The sequence below is a fragment of the Buttiauxella sp. S19-1 genome (genome assembly GCF_022134725.1).
GTDB lineage: Bacteria > Pseudomonadota > Gammaproteobacteria > Enterobacterales > Enterobacteriaceae > Buttiauxella > Buttiauxella ferragutiae.
In genome coordinates, this window is sequence record NZ_JAHWLU010000034.1 from 24,889 (window position 1) to 42,560 (window position 17,672).

15 protein-coding genes are annotated in these 17,672 nt (G+C 49.9%); 6 read left to right on the plus strand and 9 right to left on the minus strand.

All coding sequences use genetic code 11. The features are described from left to right. Positions 1-50 precede the first annotated feature (50 nt). From gudD to syd, 7 genes are all read right to left on the minus strand, one after another. A complete protein-coding gene (gene gudD, locus MES37_RS10150) occupies positions 51-1,385 on the minus strand; it encodes a glucarate dehydratase (protein WP_133523155.1) in 1,335 nt (444 codons plus the stop codon). Between the two features lie 28 nt (positions 1,386-1,413). Beyond that, positions 1,414-2,754: a glucarate dehydratase family protein gene (locus MES37_RS10155; protein WP_237931253.1), complete on the minus strand. Its 1,341-nt coding sequence runs from the start codon at positions 2,752-2,754 to the stop codon at positions 1,414-1,416. Beyond that, positions 2,751-4,112 (minus strand): MFS transporter, encoded by a 1,362-nt coding sequence (locus MES37_RS10160; RefSeq protein WP_232886953.1) that lies wholly within the window; start codon positions 4,110-4,112, stop codon positions 2,751-2,753. The genes MES37_RS10155 and MES37_RS10160 overlap by 4 nt, the downstream gene beginning before the upstream one ends. A gap of 337 nt (positions 4,113-4,449) precedes the next feature. Further along, the gene (locus MES37_RS10165) at positions 4,450-4,899 is read right to left on the minus strand and encodes a flavodoxin (RefSeq protein ID WP_064543857.1); all 450 of its coding nucleotides are present in this window, start codon (positions 4,897-4,899) and stop codon (positions 4,450-4,452) included. A gap of 27 nt (positions 4,900-4,926) precedes the next feature. Further along, positions 4,927-5,697 carry a tRNA pseudouridine(65) synthase TruC gene (gene truC / locus MES37_RS10170; RefSeq protein WP_064543856.1) on the minus strand — a complete coding sequence of 257 codons (771 nt, stop codon included), beginning with the start codon at positions 5,695-5,697 and terminating at the stop codon, positions 4,927-4,929. After that, positions 5,697-6,026 (minus strand): YqcC family protein, encoded by a 330-nt coding sequence (locus MES37_RS10175; protein ID WP_121815004.1) that lies wholly within the window; start codon positions 6,024-6,026, stop codon positions 5,697-5,699. Before MES37_RS10175 ends, truC begins: the two co-directional genes overlap by 1 nt. Positions 6,027-6,696: 670 nt before the next feature. Beyond that, on the minus strand, positions 6,697-7,245 hold the full coding sequence (syd, locus tag MES37_RS10180; RefSeq protein WP_064543852.1) for a SecY-interacting protein: 549 nt from the start codon (positions 7,243-7,245) through the stop codon (positions 6,697-6,699). Positions 7,246-7,312: 67 nt separating this feature from the next. On the opposite strand from syd, the gene queF reads away from it, so the two are divergent. From queF to MES37_RS10200, 4 genes are all read left to right on the plus strand, one after another. Continuing rightward, positions 7,313-8,155, plus strand: coding sequence for an NADPH-dependent 7-cyano-7-deazaguanine reductase QueF (gene queF, locus MES37_RS10185; protein ID WP_121815003.1), 843 nt, complete (start codon positions 7,313-7,315; stop codon positions 8,153-8,155). A 115-nt stretch (positions 8,156-8,270) separates the two neighbouring features. Further along, positions 8,271-9,635 carry a nucleotide 5'-monophosphate nucleosidase PpnN gene (gene ppnN / locus MES37_RS10190; protein WP_121815002.1) on the plus strand — a complete coding sequence of 455 codons (1,365 nt, stop codon included), beginning with the start codon at positions 8,271-8,273 and terminating at the stop codon, positions 9,633-9,635. 485 nt (positions 9,636-10,120) lie between these two features. Further along, positions 10,121-11,419: an HAAAP family serine/threonine permease gene (locus MES37_RS10195; RefSeq protein WP_064543846.1), complete on the plus strand. Its 1,299-nt coding sequence runs from the start codon at positions 10,121-10,123 to the stop codon at positions 11,417-11,419. A 69-nt stretch (positions 11,420-11,488) separates the two neighbouring features. Next, positions 11,489-12,853 (plus strand): L-serine ammonia-lyase, encoded by a 1,365-nt coding sequence (locus MES37_RS10200; protein ID WP_121815000.1) that lies wholly within the window; start codon positions 11,489-11,491, stop codon positions 12,851-12,853. Between the two features lie 485 nt (positions 12,854-13,338). Here MES37_RS10200 and kduI read toward each other — a convergent pair whose 3' ends face one another. Further along, entirely contained in the window at positions 13,339-14,175 is an 837-nt protein-coding gene (gene kduI, locus MES37_RS10205) for a 5-dehydro-4-deoxy-D-glucuronate isomerase (protein WP_232886954.1), read from the minus strand. Positions 14,176-14,585: 410 nt separating this feature from the next. Between kduI and kdgT the strand changes: the two genes are divergently transcribed. Further along, on the plus strand, positions 14,586-15,578 hold the full coding sequence (gene kdgT / locus MES37_RS10210) for a 2-keto-3-deoxygluconate transporter (protein WP_064543839.1): 993 nt from the start codon (positions 14,586-14,588) through the stop codon (positions 15,576-15,578). Between the two features lie 53 nt (positions 15,579-15,631). Here kdgT and MES37_RS10215 read toward each other — a convergent pair whose 3' ends face one another. Beyond that, a complete protein-coding gene (locus tag MES37_RS10215) occupies positions 15,632-16,816 on the minus strand; it encodes an aminotransferase-like domain-containing protein (RefSeq protein ID WP_064543837.1) in 1,185 nt (394 codons plus the stop codon). A 220-nt stretch (positions 16,817-17,036) separates the two neighbouring features. Between MES37_RS10215 and xni the strand changes: the two genes are divergently transcribed. Further along, positions 17,037-17,672: flap endonuclease Xni (gene xni, locus MES37_RS10220; RefSeq protein ID WP_237931254.1), on the plus strand; the 636-nt coding region annotated here is incomplete at its 3' end.

Sequence of the window (17,672 nt, forward strand, 5' to 3'; positions counted from 1 at the left end):
ACGCTAATCCAACCTACAAAATCTCTTTTGTAAGAAGGATTAGCTATAGTCTAACGCACCATGCAAGGTCGTTTATTATTGAAAGTCCATTGTGGGATCAAGTACTGCATAGCCATTGCGTCATCGCGCGCGCCCAGACCATGTTGCTGATAAAGCTCGTGCGCTTTCATCACTTGATCCATATCCAACTCCACGCCCAGGCCTGGGGTAGTTGGCACCTGCACCATACCGCCTTTAATTTCGAAAGGCTGTTTTGTCAGGCGCTGATTGCCTTCCTGCCAAATCCAGTGCGTGTCGATCGCGGTGACTTTACCAGGTGCTGCGGCGGCGACATGGGTGAACATTGCCAGCGAAATGTCGAAGTGATTGTTGGAATGTGAGCCCCAGGTCAGGCCAAATTCGTGGCACATCTGCGCGACACGTACCGAACCTTGCATGGTCCAGAAATGCGGGTCAGCCAGCGGAATATCGACTGATTGCAGAGAAAGCGTGTGGCCCATCTGACGCCAGTCGGTGGCAATCATATTGGTTGCGGTCGGCAGACCAGTCGCACGGCGGAATTCAGCCATAATTTCACGGCCTGAATAACCTTGTTCCGCGCCACACGGATCTTCTGCATACGCCAGCACACCCCGCAGTTGCTTGCCAATGCTAATCGCTTCGTCAAGCGACCAGGCACCGTTCGGGTCCAGCGTCACACGCGCTTGTGGGAAACGTTTTGCCAGCGCGGTCACCGCTTCGGCTTCTTCGCTACCGGCTAATACGCCACCTTTAAGTTTGAAGTCATTGAAACCATATTTTTCATAGGCCGCTTCTGCCAGGCGCACCACTGAATCGGGCGTCATCGCTTCATCGTGGCGAATGCGATACCAGTCGCATTTCTCATCAGGCTGGCTTTGATAGGGCAGTGGCGTTTGTTTGCGATTGCCGACAAAGAACAAATAGCCGAGCATTTCGACTTCGCTACGCTGTTGCCCATCGCCGAGTAAAGATGCCACATTCACGCCCAAATGCTGCCCAAGCAAATCCAACATGGCCGATTCAATACCCGTCACCACGTGAATGGTGGTGCGTAAATCAAAAGTCTGTAACCCACGGCCACCGGAATCACGGTCGGCAAATTCTGCACGCACCAGGTTGAGGATATTCTTGTATTCGCCCAGAGTTTTGCCAATCACCAACGCGGCGGCTTCTTCAAGGGTCTGACGGATTTTCTCGCCACCCGGAATTTCACCCACGCCGGTATGGCCTGAGTTATCTTTGATAATCACAATATTACGGGTGAAGAATGGCGAGTGCGCACCGCTTAGGTTCATCAGCATACTGTCGTGACCCGCAACAGGAATAACCTGCATTGCGGTGACTTTCGGGGTTGAAGTCGTCATGTTGTTCATTCCTTGTTATCAAGATGAATTAGTTGCGGCCAAATGCCGGGCGTTTGCGATCAAACTTCCAGCCCGGCACCAGATATTGCATTGCCGTCGCGTCATTGCGCGAGCCACCCGGAAGGGATTTATACACTTCGTGGGCTTTCTGCACCTGTTCCCAGTCTAGTTCCACACCTAATCCAGGAACGTCCGGAACAGCAATTTTGCCGTTAACGATTTGCAGCGGGTTTTTCGTCAGGCGTTGGTCACCTTCCTGCCAAATCCAGTGCGTGTCGATGGCGGTCGGTTTGCCAGGCGCCGCTGCGCCAACGTGGGTAAACATCGCCAGTGAGATGTCGAAATGATTATTGGAATGGCAACCCCACGTCAGGCCCCATTCATCGCACATCTGCGCCACACGAACAGCACCGCTGAGCGTCCAGAAATGTGGGTCGGCTAACGGGATATCGACGGCATTGAGCATGATTGCGTGGCTCATTTCACGCCAGTTGGTGGCAATCATATTGGTCGCCACCGGTAAACCTGTGGCACGGCGGAATTCAGCCATGATCTCGCGTCCGGAATAACCTTGCTCCGCACCACAGGGATCTTCAGCGTAGGTCAGCACATCGCTCATGCCTTTGCACAACGCGATGGCTTCATCGAGTAGCCATGCCCCATTCGGATCAACGGTAATTCGTGCATCCGGGAAACGCTTTTTCAGTGCACTTGCGGCATCCAGTTCTTGCTCGCCAGGCAGTACACCGCCTTTGAGTTTGAAATCTTTGAATCCATAACGGTCATGCGCAGCTTCTGCAAGCCGCACAATCGACTCGCTACCCAACGCTTCCTGATGGCGTAACTCGTACCAGTCGTGACGGGCATGTTGCCCTTCCAGATACGGTAAATCAGTTTTGTTGCGATCGCCGATATAGAACAGGTAACCCAGCACAGTGACTTCATCGCGCTGTTTGCCAGGCCCTAATAGCTCACAAACCGGGACATTCAACGCCTTGCCGAGTAAGTCGAGCAGTGCGGCTTCCAGCGCCGCCACTGCATTTACTCGTAATTCAAACGTCCATGCACCTTTACCGAAGGTATCGAAATCCGCTGCCTGGTTACCCTGGTGGACGTTTTGCACCACGCGATTCATTCGCGCAACTTCTTGCCCGACGACCTGCGGTATCGCATCCACCAGTGTCTGATAAATCACTTCGCCGCCTGGCGCTTCACCCACACCGGTATGCCCGGCGTTATCAGTGAGCACCACAATATTACGGGTGAAAAAGGCGCCGTGCGCACCGCCAATATTCAGCAGCATGCTGTCATTCCCCGCCACCGGAATGACTTTCATATCAGTAATAATCGGGCTTGCCTGAGTATTCATGATGATTGCCCTACCGTGACAGGTTTCAGTTCAACACGTTTGATATCGCCAACAATGACCAGGTAGCTCAGTACCGCGATAACTGCGTGAACCCCAACGTAGATCAGCGCGCCGTTAAATGAACCGGTTGTGCCGACAATGTAACCGATAGCAATTGGCGTCACGATGCCGGAGACATTACCGAACATGTTAAACAGGCCGCCGCTCAAGCCACTGATCTCTTTTGGTGCGGTATCGGCCATAACAGCCCAGCCCAGTGCCCCAATACCCTTGCCGAAGAACGCCATTGCCATAAAGCCGACAACCATCATTTCTGATTCGACATAGTTACAGAACACCATGCTGACGGAGAGCAACATCCCCAGTACGATTGGCGTTTTACGCGCAATATTTAACGAACCGGTGCGGCGCATCAGCCAGTCTGAAATCACACCACCGAGCACACCGCCGACAAACCCACACACCGCTGGAACAGAAGCCACAAAACCGGCTTTCAGTATCGACATCCCTTTTTCCTGTACCAGGTAAACCGGGAACCAGGTAATGAAGAAGTAAGTTAAGGCGTTGATACAATACTGGCCGATATAGATCCCAATCATCATGCGTGATCCGATCAACTGTTTGATCTGCGCCCACTTCTGCGCCATTGGGATATGTTCTTTGGCTTTCTTCTGATCCATGTTGATCAGCGCGCCGCCGGCTTCGATGTATTCCAGTTCTTTTTGATTTACGCCTGGATGGTTATTCGGCTCATGAATCACTTTTAGCCACACGAAGCTGATGATGATGCCCAGCCCACCCATAAAGAAGAACACATGTGACCAGCCCACTTCGTGGGTCAGCCAACCCATGATTGGCGCGAAGATAACGGTGGCAAAATACTGTGCGGAGTTAAAAATGGACACCGCGGTGCCGCGTTCTTGTGCCGGGAACCACGCTGCGACGATTCGGCTGTTGCCAGGGAAAGAAGGTGCTTCGGCCAGCCCCACCAGGAAGCGCAAGGTAAACAGCGCGATGATGATGCCAAAGCCATTGAAGATGTCGACGAAACCTTGCAGCAAGGTAAACATCGACCAAATAAAGATCGACCAGAAGTAAACGCGTTTTGAACCGAATTTATCCAGCAACCAGCCGCCGGGGATTTGCCCGATGACGTATGCCCATGAAAATGCAGAGAACACATAACCCATGCCAATCGGGTCAAGGCCAATATCTTTTGCCATTTCGGAACCGGCAATCGATAGCGTGGCGCGGTCGCCATAGTTAAACGAGGTGACGATGAAGAGCATTACTACTATCCAATAACGAGCGTTGGTTCTTTTTTCAGCAACGCTCGCTGCCTGGCTAATTGTATTCATGTGGCACTCCTGAAACATAGCTTTTAGCTACAGTCCATTCTGCACTTGTAGGGTTATCAGAATGAGGTATTGGCCTGTCCACAGTATTTTTGTGAATCTGTATCTGTGGTTTTTATATTTGACCGAGAGAAAGTATATGAAGGGAGTTACAACGCCTCATCGTGCAAAGACACAAGTTTACCGCTCGCTAAATGAGCACTTTATGGCGTCTGTCCAACACGTTGCGGGATGGTTCACGATTTTTGAAACAACACTATAACCAGGAGGGGTAAATCACGTTCAGGGTTCACTGCAAAGTGGTGGATGTCGCTGGCGCTAATCCACCCAGGATATTGGCTTAATCTAACAACGCAGCCCACTGCTCAACCCATGGGTTGGAGACAGCTTCTGGCTCAGGATGATCATTGGCATCAATGGCTAACACGGTGCCAATGCGTTTTGCGCCCTGCTCTTGTAGCAAGGTATCGAATTGTTTACCGCCACCACAAAAATGTTCGTAGTTGCTGTCACCTAACGCTATCAAACCGTAACGCAATTCAGGCTGGTATCCGACTTCATCTTTAATTGCCTGAAACAGAGGGACGATGCTGTCTGGCAAATCGCCCTGACCGGTGGTTGAAGTGACAACCAGCACATATTGGTCGCGATATTTCTGCCAGTCTGCCAGCTCAGGATCTTCGAATACTGTGGCTTTATGACCTTTCTTTTTTAGAATCGCTTCGGCTTCTTCCGCCACCAACAGCGAGTTTCCGTACATTGTTCCGACAAAAATCCCCACTTCGGCCATCAGTTAACTCCTTGCGTTACGGCTGTATTATTCATCCTGGCCGTTGCTCGCCACAAACTCAACCCTTTCTATATCACTGAGCAATCCGCGCCAGCCAAACTGTGACATCATCTGCATCCAGGTATCATCAAGATTTGCCCTTAAGCATAAAGGTTCACCGGTAATCGGGTGAGTCAACGAAAGCTGGCTTGCGTGCAACATTAAACGTTCACAGCCAAAATGCTCGGCAGCACCACGGTTCTGGCGCAAATCACCATGTTTAGAATCACCAATAATGGGATGGCGTAAATGCGATAAATGGCGGCGTAACTGGTGTTTTCGACCGGTTTTAGGTTCCAGTTCTACCAGGCTGTAGCGTGCCGTTGGGTAGCGGCCAACCGGGACTTGCATTTCAACCGTTGCCAGACCGCGATAATGCGTAACTGCTGGTTGCGGGTCTTTATTCTGTGTCGCTTTTTTATCGGCGATTTTGTCCAGCTCTTCAACCAGCGGGTAATCAAGCACCGCTTCATCTTCCAGCCAGCCACGAGAAACCGCATGGTAGCGTTTCTGGATTTGGTGATTTTCAAATTGCTGGGATAACAAATGCGCGACTTCACTGGAAAGCGCCATCAATAAGACGCCGGAAGTGGGCCTGTCGAGACGGTGAACGGTAAAGACGTGCTTACCGATTTGGTCGCGCACGGTTTGCATCACAAACACGGTTTCATGCCTGTCCAACCAGCTTCGGTGGACTAACCAACCCGAGGGTTTGTTCACCGCCACCAGCCATTCATCCTGATAAATAATTTCCAGCATCAGGATTTGTCGCTCGCAAACAGCGCATCGAGTTCTTGCAGGGCTTTTAATAGCGGCTCACGGCCAGCGTGTGCCGCATCGAGCGCCATTTCGTAATAGGGTGCTACGGCGAAATCAGCGGGCAAAGGGTGTTGCGCCTCAATCAGGGCGTGCATACGCGGGATCAAAACCCATTGCAGCCATTCGGTCGGTTGCAGAGTATCCAGGCAAAATGGTTGCGTGCTTTCAAAGGCTTCGGCACTCGGGGCGCAGCCCTGCCAAAGTTGATGGTCACGCAAAACCTGTTCGATGATCTGTAGATGCTGGCGAACCAGCGCGTGGCGTTCCATGAAAACCTCAGGCATCAGTTAAAAAGAAGCCGGCAAGCATACCACTTCTTACTTTCATGATTTCTTAGTGCGGGTGAAAAAAGCATAAAAAAAGGGAGCACTGTATAAACAGTGCTCCCGGTTCGTTTCGCAGCTAATCCGGCTACTTTTGTTGCTCCCTGCTCGTCCGTGACAACTATGTCCTGTGGTCTCCTGACCTACAATCCATCGTACTCGCGTCCTGCTACCATCATCCTGAGGTGTTCCGGCATCGTCCTGATGCAATATCCTTTAGTCTTCCAGACCCACCGAACGTCCTGGCTCGGCTCTCATTCTCCATCCTGGAGGTGTCCCTTACTCTTCCTGAGTGCTCCTTGCTTCATCATGAAGCCTTCCGTGCAACACCATCCTGGTGTGTTCCCCTTCTTCAATGAAGTGACATCATCCTGACATCTCCTTCATTTCCCGACATCCTGTCGACGGACATAGAATCCTCTATTTCGTTCAATCTCGCAAGGCACTCACAACCAATGCTTACGTTTCCTTTCATTCAAAAGCGACAAGAAATCAACACAACTAATTAATAAATAACAACTATTACATTAATTATTAATAAAACTCCGAATGAAAAGTTAGAGATCTCTTACAGCTTGTGTAAGAGATCTCTCACAAACTCAGCAGCGATCAACGCTTAAATAACCTGCGGTTGAAGCTCCTGAAGGAACAAACTCAATGACGGTGCGAGTGTTGTCCGCTGTTTAGTGCCGATTTTTTCCAGCACGACTTCTCCCGTGAGATTGCAAAGTGAAACCACTTCCATTTCGTCAGGCGTGGTAGCAAGGAACAGAGTCGGAGAGAGCTTCAGGCGCTTTTGTGTCACCAGATGGCCAATCAGATTTTCCTGAACGCGCTGAAAATCCTCTTCGCTCCAGGCCTGCAAAAGCGTTAATGCCTGATGACCAGACAAAGCGGGCATGTCGCCAGCATACTGAGTGGTATAAAACTGATGCGCACCAGCTTGCAGAGCAATATCCATCGCCCGTTCGACTGCGCTGAGATCGTTTGCAGGAGTAAAAGGCTGTGGTTGCCAGCGCACATCATTACCGGTTGTTGTCACGATACATGGTGAAGGTACACCATAGAGTTCTTCACTCGCGGGCCATCCCCCAGCCTGTTCACGCCATGCGTGACAAAAGCGATTCGTAAAATCTTCCAGCGCCTGACGTACGTCGTTATCCACCAATTTCTCACTCTCTCAAGGTGCGGTACAATAAAGACCAATTGTACCTGCATTCTATCGGTGACACATGTCTTATGAAAAACACCAGGCGCTGAGCGGCCTGACGCTAGGTAAGCCAACCGCTTACCAGGATCAATACCAACCGTCGTTATTACAAGCCGTACCACGTAGCCTGAATCGTGATCCACTCGGCCTACAGGCGGATAACCTACCGTTTAGTGGCGGCGATATCTGGACGCTATACGAACTGTCCTGGCTAAACAGCAACGGTTTGCCGCAGGTCGCCGTTGGGCATGTACAGCTTGATGCCAACAGCGTAAACCTGGTCGAGTCCAAAAGCTTCAAACTCTATTTGAACAGCTTTAACCAGACGCAATTTGCCGATTGGGAAGCCGTCGAAGAAGCCTTAAGACGCGATTTAAGTGCCTGTGCACAAGGCGACGTCAGCGTGGTGCTATTCCGCCTGCATGAGCTTGAAGGCCAGGAGATCGCCGCGTTCACTGGCGAGTGTATTGATGAGCAAAATATCACGATTGAGAATTACGAATTTAACGCCGATTACCTGAGCGGTGCGGCGGGCGATGAGATTGTCGAAGAAACGCTGGTCAGTCATTTGCTGAAATCCAACTGCCTGATTACCCATCAGCCGGATTGGGGCTCTGTTCAAATTCGCTACCGTGGCCCACGTATCGACCGCGAAAAGCTGCTGCGTTATCTCATTTCGTTCCGCCAGCATAACGAATTCCACGAGCAGTGTGTTGAGCGCATATTCAACGACATCCAGCATTTCTGCGCGCCGCAAAGCCTGAGCGTGTATGCACGTTACACTCGTCGCGGCGGTCTGGACATCAACCCGTGGCGTACAAATACCGATTTCCATCCGGCATTTGGCCGTCTGGTTCGTCAATAAGTGCGAAACACCTCGCAGCCTGCGGAGGGAATGTTGTTTTCAGGTTGTTAAATTCAACGCGCCAGGGCTATTGTAATCATTGGGAGCAGCACTTTACGCTTCGTAAGGAGTTAACTTGATTACACATATTAGCCCGCTAGGCTCAATGGATATGTTGTCGCAACTGGAAGTCGATATGCTTAAACGCACGGCCAGTAGCGACCTTTATCAACTGTTTCGCAATTGTTCACTTGCCGTACTTAACTCAGGAAGCCAGACGGATAGCAGTAAAGAGCTGTTGTCGCGTTACGAAAACTTCGATATCAACATTTTGCGCCGCGAGCGTGGTGTCAAACTCGAACTCATAAATCCGCCTGATGACGCTTTTGTCGATGGGCGAATCATCCGGGCTTTGCAAGCTAACCTGTTTGCCGTGTTGCGCGATATTTTGTTCGTCAACGGCCAGCTTTCTAGCGCTGGTCGCTTCCAGAATCTCGACCTGGAAGACCCTGCCAATATCACCAATATGGTGTTCTCGATTTTACGCAATGCCCGCGCACTACATGTTGGCGAAGCGCCAAACCTTGTCGTTTGCTGGGGCGGCCACTCCATTAACGAAAACGAATATCTCTATGCGCGTCGCGTCGGTACTCAATTAGGCCTGCGTGAGCTCAACATCTGTACCGGTTGTGGCCCAGGTGCGATGGAAGCGCCCATGAAAGGTGCAGCGGTGGGTCATGCGCAGCAACGTTACAGAGAAAGCCGTTTTATCGGTATGACGGAACCGTCAATTATTGCTGCTGAGCCACCAAACCCGCTGGTGAACGAGCTGATCATCATGCCGGATATCGAAAAACGCCTTGAAGCGTTTGTTCGTATCGCGCATGGCATCATCATCTTCCCGGGTGGCGTGGGTACTGCAGAAGAGCTGCTTTATCTGCTCGGTATTTTGATGAACCCGCACAATCACGATCAAGTGCTGCCATTAATTTTAACCGGACCAAAAGAGAGTGCTGATTACTTCCGCGTACTGGACGAATTTATCGTCAATACCGTGGGTGAGCAGGCGCGTCGTCATTATCAAATCATTATCGACGACCCGGCTGAAGTGGCACGTCAGATGAAAAAAGCGATGCCAAGAGTGAAAGAGAATCGCCGTGAAACTGGCGATGCTTACAGCTTTAACTGGTCGATTCGTATTGTGCCAGATCTACAACTCCCGTTTGAGCCAACCCATGAAAACATGGCTAACCTCAAGTTGTACCCGGATCAACCGGCAGAACAACTGGCCGCCTCTTTGCGCCGGGCGTTTTCTGGTATTGTTGCGGGTAACGTTAAAGAAGGTGGGATCCGCGCAATTGAACAGTACGGGCCGTATAAAATCCACGGCGACGTACAAATGATGAAGCGCATGGACGATCTGCTGAAAGGCTTTGTTGCCCAGCACCGCATGAAATTACCAGGCAGTGCCTACATTCCTTGCTACGAAATCTGTACCTGAATCCCCAGGGCGGAGCAACTCCGCCTTTTTTTTTCCTGAATTTCTCCCACTTTTTCTGACAAATTACCGTCAATTCCTCCAACCATAGTGTTACCGGTATCAGCATATTCATCTACACAAAAGGTGATGATTTTGTGCGCACTCGTTCCAGAAACCGTGTTTATACAGACAATTACGCTACACGATAAAAATGAAACGACGGTTTATTATCTAAAATAAAACACTTTTAAGGGTATAAATATCAATCAAAATCTCAAACGCAGGCATAAAAACTGCAAAAAACCACACAAATAGTGGATTCTTACAATTGCGATCTTGATCACTGATGAATTGACGTCATGAATGTATCTTTCCGCCCTCTGATTATCACTGGCAAAAATTACTATAAAAGCGCCGTGAAACAGCATTTAGTTTCAGTGGTCAATGGCAATACATCGCGGTTGACTCAGATTTCGAATCAATATGTTCCTTTGGAGAAGTAGTAGATGGAAACCACTCAAACCGGCAGTATTGCCGCAGCCGAGAGCAAAAGCTCATGGCGCAAGTCCGATACCATGTGGATGCTGGGCCTGTATGGCACAGCGATTGGCGCAGGCGTATTATTCCTGCCAATTAACGCCGGCGTTGGCGGCCTGATTCCGCTGTTCATCATGGCGATTCTGGCATTCCCGATGACCTTCTTCGCCCACCGCGGGCTGACTCGCTTCGTGCTGTCAGGCAAAAACCCTGGTGAAGACATTACTGAAGTTGTTGAAGAACACTTCGGTGTGGGGGCAGGTAAAGTCATCACTCTGCTTTATTTCTTTGCTATCTACCCGATTCTGCTGGTCTACAGCGTAGCAATCACCAATACCGTCGATAGCTTCATCACTCACCAGTTGGGTATGGTTTCACCGCCACGTGCGCTGTTATCTCTGCTGCTAATCGTTGGCCTGATGACCATCGTTCGTTTCGGCGAGCAGATGATTGTTAAAGCGATGAGCATTCTGGTGTTCCCGTTTGTTGCCGCACTGATGGTTCTGGCGTTGTATCTGATTCCTAACTGGAGCAGTGCCGCATTTGAAACTATGTCTTTCAGCGCCTCACCGGCAACAGGCAGCGGCCTGTGGATGACTTTGTGGCTGGCAATCCCAGTGATGGTGTTCTCCTTCAACCACTCACCTATCATTTCTGCTTTTGCGGTAGCAAAACGTAATGAATACGGCGAAGACGCTGAGAAGAAATGTTCTCGCATCCTGTCATACGCACACATCATGATGGTGATTACCGTGATGTTCTTCGTATTCAGCTGCGTACTGAGCCTGTCTCCAGCAAACCTGGCTGAAGCAAAAGCACAGAACATCTCAATTCTGTCTTACCTGGCTAACCACTTTAACGCGCCAGTTATTGCCTGGATGGCACCGATTATCGCGATTGTGGCCATTACCAAATCCTTCCTCGGCCACTACTTAGGTGCGCGTGAAGGCTTCAACGGGATGATTATCAAATCCCTGCGTGGTAAAGGTAAGAGCATTGAAGTGAGTAAACTGAACCGCATTACCGCGATCTTTATGCTGGTGACAACATGGATTGTTGCCACTCTGAACCCAAGCATTCTGGGTATGATTGAAACCCTCGGCGGCCCAATCATCGCGATGATTCTGTTCCTGATGCCGATGTACGCGATTCAGAAAGTCCCAGCCATGCGCAAATACAGTGGTCATATCAGTAATGTATTTGTGGTAATTATGGGTCTGGTCGCTATTTCTGCTATCTCTTACTCTTTATACTCTCTGTTCATCTAACCGCTCTAAACCGCCTGCTCATGCGGGCGGTTTTTTCGCTTCTAAAGTTACTCAGGCAACGGACGCAACATGATTAGCGTATTCGATATTTTCAAAATCGGTATTGGCCCATCCAGTTCCCATACCGTCGGCCCGATGAAAGCCGGTTTTCAATTTGCTGACGATTTGAAAACGCAAGGGATTTTGCACAACGTCACGCGTGTCGTCGTAGATGTCTACGGTTCACTTTCCCTCACCGGTAAAGGTCACCATACCGATATCGCCATTATTATGGGCCTGGCAGGTAATCTGCCGGACACTGTCGATATCGATGCTATCCCTGATTTCATTCAGGATGTGAATACACACGGTCGTCTGCTGTTAGCCAACGGTCAGCATGAAGTGGAATTCCCGGTCGATAGCTGCATGAACTTCCACGAAGACAACCTTTCACTGCATGAAAACGGGATGCGCATTACCGCGCTCGCAGGCGAAAGCGTTATCTACAGCCAAACGTATTACTCTATCGGCGGCGGTTTTATCGTTGATGAAGCGCATTTTGGCGTGGAAGACACTCAACAAGTTGCCGTCCCATATCCGTATAAAAGCGCGGTTGATTTACAGCGTCATTGCAAAGATACCGGGCTTTCGCTGTCTGGTTTGATGATGCTTAACGAACGTGCAATGCGCCCACAGGCTGAAATCGACGCGCACTTTGCCAATGTCTGGGATGTGATGCGCAGCGGTATTGAACGTGGTATCACCACCGAAGGCGTGCTACCGGGGAAGATGCGCGTACCTCGTCGTGCTGCGGCATTGCGCAGAATGTTGGTCAGCAGCGATAAGAACAACTCCGATCCAATGGCAGTTGTCGACTGGATTAACATGTTTGCACTGGCGGTGAACGAAGAAAACGCCGCAGGTGGGCGTGTTGTCACCGCACCGACTAACGGCGCTTGCGGTATCGTTCCTGCGGTTCTGGCCTATTACGACAAATTTATCCGTGAAGTGAACACTAACTCTTGTGCACGATACTTCCTTGCCGCAGGTGTAATTGGTTCGTTGTATAAGATGAATGCTTCGATTTCAGGAGCCGAAGTGGGCTGCCAGGGCGAAGTTGGCGTGGCCTGTTCAATGGCGGCGGCGGGTCTTGCTGAGTTACTGGGCGGTAGCCCTACTCAGGTTTGTATTGCGGCTGAAATTGGTATGGAACACAACCTCGGTCTGACTTGCGACCCGGTTGCCGGACAAGTTCAGGTACCATGCATCGAGCGTAATGCGATTGCTGCGGTGAAAGCAGTGAATGCGGCTCGTATGGCACTGCGCCGTACCAGTGAACCACGAGTCTGTCTCGATAAAGTCATTGAAACGATGTACGAAACTGGCAAGGACATGAACGCCAAATACCGTGAAACATCACGCGGTGGCCTGGCGATGAAAGTTTCCTGCGATTAGGGATCATTGCCCTCACCCCGCCCCTCTCCCACGGGAGAGGGAGAAAACCGCACAATCCCCTCTCCTTTAGGCTCTGTCTCTTATACACAACTCGCCCTGGCAATTTTGTCAGGGTAAGATCTGCAAGCCTCGCTGATTTTCCGTTCACCCGTGCGTTCAGTTATCTCTTTAATTCTAGAAAACGGTGAACGTATCAAGGGGTTAACGCCAACCCCTTGATAATCCAGGCGCCCGGAAAATCAATCGCCGGGAGTCCGGGTCCTTAGGGTGGCGACGGTGGTCACCCTAAGACGTTCACCGGTTCCGTGGCGACATAAATACACTTTCGCCTGGTGAACGGAACCTTCTCCGGCTTGGCAGGAAGCGGCCCTCAAAGATGTGACTAAGAGACAGCCTTTAGGATAGGGAGAAAACCGGACAATCCCCTCTCCTTTGGGAGAGGGTTAGGGTGAGGGGAAACAAACAACTCCTCACCCAAAAATCGACTAGCGCAAATCGCCTACCTTCACGTGATCCATATCATCGAACACCTGATTCTCACCCACCATACCCCAGATAAATGTGTACGCACGCGTACCCACACCTGAGTGAATTGACCAGCTCGGGGAAATCACAGCTTGCTCATTCTGCATCACGATGTGACGAGTTTCTTGCGGCTGGCCCATCATGTGGAAGACACAGCTATCTTGTTCCAGACCGAAGTAGAAATAAACTTCCATACGGCGCTCATGCGTGTGGCAAGGCATGGTGTTCCACAGGTTACCTGGTTCCAGCTCGGTCAAACCCATGCTCAACTGGCAGGTTTCCAGCACATCTGGAACGAAGTATTTGTTAATAGTACGACGGTTGCTGGTAACGCTGTCGCCCAAAGTCACCGGAGCAACATCGGCTGGAGTCACACGCTTAGTTGGGTAAGCGGTATGAGCAGGAGCACAGTTGTAATAGAAACGTGCAGGGTTTGCCGGATCAATGCTGGCAAACACCACTTCTTTAGCGCCTTTACCCACATATAAACCATCGCGGGTACCGATTTCATAGCAAGTCCCATCGACAGTAATGGTGCCCTGGCCGCCAATGTTGATAACCCCCAGCTCGCGACGCTCAAGGAAGTAGCTTACGCCCAACTGCTTACCGACTTCACCGCCAACACTCACAGTGCGAGTGACGGGCATCACACCACCAACAATGATGCGGTCGATGTGGCTGTAAGTCATGGTGTACTCATCAGCGGTAAAGATGGTTTCAATCAGAAACTCTTTACGTAAGCCCGCAGTATCCAGGGTTTTTGCATGATCACTATGAATGCTTTGACGAATGTCCATTACTTTTCCTTACTGGGATTAATGAGCGCAATAAAAGAAACACTCATTACTATTAATAAAAATTTAGCAATTAAAATATTGTTGATCACAAAGAATCCACATTTAACCGCACCACTTAGACAGTTTATCACCTGTATAGAAAAATAATGTGATCCAAATTGAAATATTGTTTCAATTTGATTGAATCATCATTCCAATGGATGGATAGTTTGTCTGGAGAGATCATCACCGAGGCATTGATGCTACGGTAAATCACTCGATAAGGTTAATGAAACAGCCATTCAGAGCAAACAACATCACTGACCTGACACTCTATACAACCAAGGAATACAAACGGCTCTCACCGTTAATTATTACGAAATTTTTTCATTAACACTTTGTATATAATGAAAAAATAATAAGGAATTACCATGAAAATTAAAGCCACCATTGAACGCATTCCTGGTGGGATGATGCTAGTCCCGTTGTTACTTGGGGCAATGCTGAATACTTTCGCTCCAGACACTGGCGCATATTTTGGTTCATTTACTAAAGGGATGATCACTGGCACCGTTCCCATTCTGGCGGTTTGGTTCTTCTGTATTGGAGCCTCTATAGATCTACGAGCAACCGGCACGGTACTGCGTAAGTCCGGTACGCTGGTTCTGACTAAAATTGCCGTGGCCTGGGTTGTGGCAATGGTTGCCGCCTCGTTTATTCCTGAAGGTGGCATTCAGACGGGGATGTTTGCAGGTTTGTCTGTTCTGGCCCTCGTTTCTGCGATGGACATGACCAACGGCGGCCTGTATGCGAGCCTGATGAACCAGTATGGTACTAAAGAAGAATCGGGTGCTTTTGTTCTGATGTCGCTGGAATCTGGCCCACTGATGACCATGGTTATTCTGGGTGCAGCCGGTCTGGGCTCTTTTGAACCGCACCACTTCATCGGCGCTGTTCTGCCATTCCTGATTGGTTTTGCATTAGGTAACCTTGACCACGATTTCCGTACCTTCTTCAGCAAAGCAACGCCGGTACTGATTCCATTCTTCGGCTTTGCATTAGGTAACACCATCAACCTGAATGTGATTATGCACACTGGCCTGCTGGGTATCTTGCTGGGTGTAGCTGTTATCGTCATCACCGGTATTCCGTTGATTCTGGCAGATAAATTCATTGGTGGTGGCAACGGTACCGCAGGGATTGCAGCTTCATCCGCCGCAGGTGCGGCAGTCGCAAACCCGGTTATCATTGCACAAATCAACCCAGCGTTTGAGCCAGTGGCCGCCTCTGCAACGGCATTGGTTGCAGCCAGCGTGATTGTGACCGCGATTCTGGTGCCAATTATTACCGCACTATATTCAAAACGTATGGGTGGTACTGCCAAAAATAATAATGACGATGAGCCAGTCGAGTTATCTCATTAATATTGTTCTTTAATTGCATAATAAAATGGAGCCTTTCGGCTCCATTTTTTATTTTATAGCGCGGACTTCAGTCGCTGAACAGCATCATAAAGCTGTTCTTCTGTGGCCGTAGCGTAAGAGAAACGCAGCGTTTTTTTGTCTGCATGATCGCTAAAGAAGAACTCACCAGGCACATACACCACGCCTTTTTCCAGTGTCTGCTGTAACCAACGCGTGGTATCAAATTCATAGCGGAAAGCGGCCCACAGGAACATCCCGCCCTGCGGCTGGTTAAAGGTAATGTGCTCGCTCAGTTCCTGATGTAAGAACTTCGATAAACTCAAGCACTTCTTCTTATACGCTTCGCGAATCAGCTCAATCTGCGGGTTCAGACGATCCAGCGTGAGGTACGCCGATACCAGTGATTGCGTAAATGAGTTGGCGTGCAAATCGGTAGCTTGCTTAATGATAGCCACTTTTTGCTTCATCCACTCTGGCAGCACAATCCAGCCAACACGCAGCCCTGGCGCCAGGATTTTAGAAAACGTCGAGGTATAAACCACGTTTTCCTGGCTACCACGTTCAGTGGCGACTTGCAGCAAGGTTTTCTCACGGGTATCGGTAAAGCTAATCGCACCGTACGGGTCATCTTCAACGATGACGAAATGATGCTCTTCGGCCAGTTTGACCAGTTGCTCACGACGGCTGGCACTCAACGTTGTGCCGCTTGGGTTACCGAACGTTGGCACCAGATAGACGCCTTTGATACGCGTGGTTTTCAGCAATTCCTCAAGCTCATCGACTTTCATACCGTGCTCGTCGCTACCAACTGATTTCACATCGGCTTCATTCAGGCTGAGAATTTGCAGTGTTGCCAGATAAGTCGGGCGTTCAACAACAAAAACATCGCCAGGGTTCACTAACGCACGCATCAACAAATCCAGTGCTTGCTGTGAACCAGAGGTAATCAGCAGCTGCTCCGGGTTGGTGGTAATTCCCCGTTCCTGGCACAACCCGACTAATTGCTGACGCAATTCGACAGTACCTTCAGTCAAACCGTACTGAAACGCGTCGTTAAAGTTCTCAGCGACCACTTTTTGTGTCGCAATGCCCAGACCTTCTTTATCGAATAACTCACTGGAAGGAATGCCACCAGCAAGGGAAATAACGCCTGGCATTTTGCTGTGCTTTAACAATTCTCTGATTGCTGACGGTTGTAGGGCCTGAATACGTTGTGCAAGGTGTGAACTATGACTCATGTTGTTATCTCTGATTTTTTATTCATTAAAAATATCCCCATCATCCTTCAAGCCGCAGGGGTGTTGGCTGCAACTCGAATGCTAATGGGTATTACATAGCAACCTAATTTGTTAGCAATGTATTTATTGCGAGCGGCTTTCCTGAATCAACCTTTCGTATTCGCGGTCACCCCACAGAAATGTTAGTGTGTGCAAAGCGAATGTTGAAAGCGAAATATCCATGATGATTCATTTACTTATCGTTGATGCCCTGAATTTAATACGCCGGATTCATGCGGTTCAAGGCTCACCCTGCGTTGATACTTGCCTGCACGCTCTGGATGCGCTGATAACACACAGTCAGCCCACCCACGCTGTCGCCGTGTTTGATGACGAAGACCGCCGCGAAGGCTGGCGACATCAGGTCTTGCCAGACTATAAAGCTGGCCGTGCGCCAATGCCAGATACCTTACATCAAGAAATGCCAATATTACGTGCAGCCTTCGCCAAAAGAGGCGTGGCGTGTTGGCATTCTCAAGGAAATGAAGCAGATGATCTGGCAGCAACCCTCGCTGTAAAAGTAGCAGCAAGTGGGCATCGCGCCACCATTGTCTCGACTGATAAAGGTTTTTGCCAGTTACTCGCGCCAACCATTCAAATCCGCGACTATTTCCAAAAACGCTGGCTCGACGCGCCGTTTATTGCGCAGGAATATGGCGTGCAGCCTGAACAGCTCGCTGATTTCTGGGGACTTGCGGGGATAAGCAGCAGCAAAATTTCCGGCGTTCCGGGGATCGGGCCGAAAAGTGCCACACAACTGATCGCTCAATTTTCTACGCTGGAAGCACTGTACGAACGGCTGGATGAAGTCCCGGAG